The 578-nt window shown below is 62.6% G+C and carries 1 protein-coding gene; it reads left to right on the top strand.

The genetic code is table 11. From position 1 onward, the window contains the following. Nucleotides 1–418, top strand: a 418-nt coding sequence (locus EOA29_RS39350) for a DUF815 domain-containing protein (protein WP_127222563.1), incomplete at its 5' end; no start/stop codon positions are given. Nucleotides 419–578 lie beyond the last annotated feature (160 nt).

The following is a 578-nucleotide window of genomic DNA, read 5'->3' on the forward strand; positions in this document are numbered from 1 at the left end:
GTCCTTCGACCACGACGACACCTCCTACAAGTCGCTGAAGGCGGCGCTCGAAGGCGGCGTCGAGGGCCGGCCGGCCAACGTCATCTTCTACGCCACGTCGAATAGACGGCATCTGCTGCCGCGCGACATGATCGACAATGAGCGCTCGACCGCCATCAACCCGTCGGAGGCAGTAGAGGAAAAGGTCTCGCTCTCGGACCGCTTCGGCCTGTGGCTCGGCTTCCACAAATGCTCGCAGGACGAATATCTCGACATGATCGACGGCTACGTCCGCTATCACGACCTGAAGATCGACGCCGAAACGCTGCGCGCCGAGGCGCTCGAATGGGCAACGACGCGCGGCAGCCGCTCCGGCCGCGTCGCCTGGCAGTTCACGCAGGATCTGGCCGGCCGGCTTGGCAAGCCGCTTAAGGATTGACCGCGACCATGATCCCGAACCGGAAGGTCAGCAAAGCAAAAATTGGAAGCCGGTTTTCGGACAAGATCATGGTCAAACAAGACAACTGAAAAAGCCCGCCCCTGGCGGAGCGGGCTGAAGACGGCGGGCCGGACTGGAGGTCAGGCGGCCCGCAATTGTT

Origin of the sequence: Mesorhizobium sp. M1E.F.Ca.ET.063.01.1.1 (genome assembly GCF_003998155.1) — a bacterium.
Classification (GTDB): domain Bacteria; phylum Pseudomonadota; class Alphaproteobacteria; order Rhizobiales; family Rhizobiaceae; genus Mesorhizobium.